We start from the raw sequence: 2,209 nt of genomic DNA, 5'->3' as shown, positions 1-2,209 counted from the left end.
CTACAGCGGTAGATACGGCAGAAACCAAAGCGAAGAAGAAAAAGAAAGCATCAGGGTTCGGGCCTTTGGAAGATTACGACTTCTATATCACCGGATACGCAAAGCAAATCGCCTACGCCAAACGGCTGAAGTATGCTGCCGAACTCGACCGTGACCTGACGTTCTACAAGATATACATCGATGTGTACGATGGCCGCGACAAGCTATTCAGTTTCGATCATCTGGACTTGGTAAAGATTGGGTATCAGTTCGAAGTGTTGAGCGATTGCGTGTATCGAGTGACTTGGGAAGAAACAGAAAGGATCTTCACGTGCGGGCAAAGAGAAAAGCCGTCAGACATATTGCAGCAAAACATGCCTGTCCATATCTAGACCGCTCGCCACAGCGTCGAAGCTAGCGCAGTCTGCGTAGACCGAGGAAGCGGAACATGTAGGACACCAAACCTTGGCACTTCCACACCGAACTTAATCATGGGGCTCTATACGAGCCCTTTTTTATTACGTGCGCGGTATTGCGAGCATTTTGGGAGGGGCCCGCTTTGCGGGAGGGACCTAAAAGCGGAGCAAACCCCCGAATCTGTATTACGGGGGTAAATTCCCACTCACTACTAACCTTGTGCTCTGATACAAAAAAGCCGAACAGTGATTGCTCGGCTTAATGGTTAACTCTCGGGTAAGTTACACTTATCTTTGAGCGTTTTGTACGCGTCTTCTATCCCTTCCAATGAAAAGTGTATTTTTTCCTTTTCATTATCGAATACGATTACCTCCAACAATTTCCCAGTTAACATTTCTCGAATCAACAAATCAGTAGAGCCACTTGAGTAAAACATATCGTCATACTTGTTTGACCCACCTTTAATTGACAATACTTTGCCGCCGTCAATTGAAAGCTTCATATTTGTAACACCACTCCAGTCATAAAGACTGTGATGTTTAAACCCAACAAGGCTAAATACTTTCTTGTCAGATCCTCTTCCACAACCAATATGAAATTGAGAGCGATTGCTTTCAGTATAATGCGTTCTTAGGTACTGTCCGTTTGAATAGCTCTTCTCTGTAAATCCTTCAAACTTCGCTAGGCTTGGAAAAGGTATGAGTAAAGGCAAAGATAACATTACAAGTGCTTTTTTCATTTAGAGTCCTTCTTGCTAAATATATGCTACTTATTTTTTATTCCTGCTATACATCTAGCATACTTCATGAGTTTTGTAAGTGTTCCTGTGTCACTAGGTGACTGAATTTCAAGTAAAGCTATTCCAGTAAGGATCTCTTGGGGTGTCACTAGTTGTCCTGTTGGTAGTTCAAGCGTGTCTTTATGCATTTTGAAATTTTCCCAAGCTTCCGAGGTGGCTAGTTCCCTCCCCTTGGTCATTCTCATTAGCCGTTTGCATTCGGGTGGTATGGGCTTTCCTGAGTCCCATAACTTGACCATCCTCACACTTTTAAAACATAGTTTTGCTGCTTCTTCTACACTTAAACCACACTCAAATTCACGAAAAACGTAATTCTTGCTCATTTTTCGAAAGTTCGTCATATATACCCTGATAATCAAAAGGGTGTATATGTAATTGATATGAAACATTATTCAACATAACGTCGCATAATGCGCACTTAGCTATAGCTACTTTAAGGTCGCCAAGCCACAACGCAAACATGCCACAAACCATTGAAATACTTGATAATCCTAGCCCGTTAAACTTTTTTGCAATGTTTTCCCACATTCCTTTTATGTGTGGATTTTCGTTGCGATCAGCGTGACATCCCAACAAAGCTATCTCTGGGTCAATTCCTGAATTCTCCGCTAGAAAAACTGCTTCTGAATCAGATATATAGCGTCTTCCTTTTCGCATTTCGCTGATTCTGGACGCGTTTACATTCAAATCATGTGCGATTTGCTTGTCTTGTACGTAGTTTTTTGCCTTTTTGTAGGCATCTAACAGCTCACTTTGATACATGGGACTACCTCCGTTTTCTTGATTTTAGCTTAGTAGTTACGGAAATTCGCATCTAGCAATTATGAAAATCCGTAATTACACTTACGACAAATGGTAATTGGTCAGGTGTCATTATGCTTACGGAACAAATCAAATCCCTTATCGAAAATGAATGTGCGCTTAGTCCTCGACTTACTGGCGTGTTCTTCCGTAAGCACCTGAATCAATCTATGTATGATGATGACGGCCAACTCACTGAGTTCGCCATTCAAT

General features: G+C 42.0%; 4 protein-coding genes. 1 reads left to right on the top strand and 3 read right to left on the bottom strand.

Going from position 1 to position 2,209, the window contains the following annotated elements:
- Positions 1 to 371: assembly protein (locus CLFS41_RS03740; protein WP_045091504.1), on the top strand; the 371-nt coding region annotated here is incomplete at its 5' end.
- A 290-nt stretch (positions 372 to 661) separates the two neighbouring features.
- On the opposite strand, the gene CLFS41_RS03735 is transcribed toward CLFS41_RS03740, so the two are convergent.
- From CLFS41_RS03735 to CLFS41_RS03725, 3 genes are read right to left on the bottom strand one after another with little or no spacing between them, the layout of a single operon-like run.
- Positions 662 to 1,135, bottom strand: coding sequence for a hypothetical protein (locus CLFS41_RS03735; protein WP_045091503.1), 474 nt, complete (start codon positions 1,133 to 1,135; stop codon positions 662 to 664).
- A gap of 26 nt (positions 1,136 to 1,161) precedes the next feature.
- Positions 1,162 to 1,518, bottom strand: coding sequence for a phage protein (locus CLFS41_RS03730; RefSeq protein ID WP_086486526.1), 357 nt, complete (start codon positions 1,516 to 1,518; stop codon positions 1,162 to 1,164).
- Positions 1,493 to 1,957 (bottom strand): DUF3693 domain-containing protein, encoded by a 465-nt coding sequence (locus CLFS41_RS03725; protein WP_045091502.1) that lies wholly within the window; start codon positions 1,955 to 1,957, stop codon positions 1,493 to 1,495. The genes CLFS41_RS03730 and CLFS41_RS03725 overlap by 26 nt, the downstream gene beginning before the upstream one ends.
- Positions 1,958 to 2,209 lie beyond the last annotated feature (252 nt).

The sequence above is a fragment of the Clostridium sp. FS41 genome (genome assembly GCF_000954015.1).
Classification (GTDB): Bacteria; Bacillota; Clostridia; order Lachnospirales; family Lachnospiraceae; genus Enterocloster; species Enterocloster citroniae.
Note: the sequence above shows the minus strand (reverse complement) of the source record. Positions and strands in the feature narration are given on the sequence as shown.

Bases quoted from the DNA above. Each gene is read 5' to 3' on its own strand.
- CLFS41_RS03725 (WP_045091502.1), bottom strand. From the start codon at position 1,957: ATGTATCAAAGTGAGCTGTTAGATGCCTACAAAAAGGCAAAAAACTAC.
- CLFS41_RS03730 (WP_086486526.1), bottom strand. From the start codon at position 1,518: ATGAGCAAGAATTACGTTTTTCGTGAATTTGAGTGTGGTTTAAGTGTA.
- CLFS41_RS03735 (WP_045091503.1), bottom strand. From the start codon at position 1,135: ATGAAAAAAGCACTTGTAATGTTATCTTTGCCTTTACTCATACCTTTT.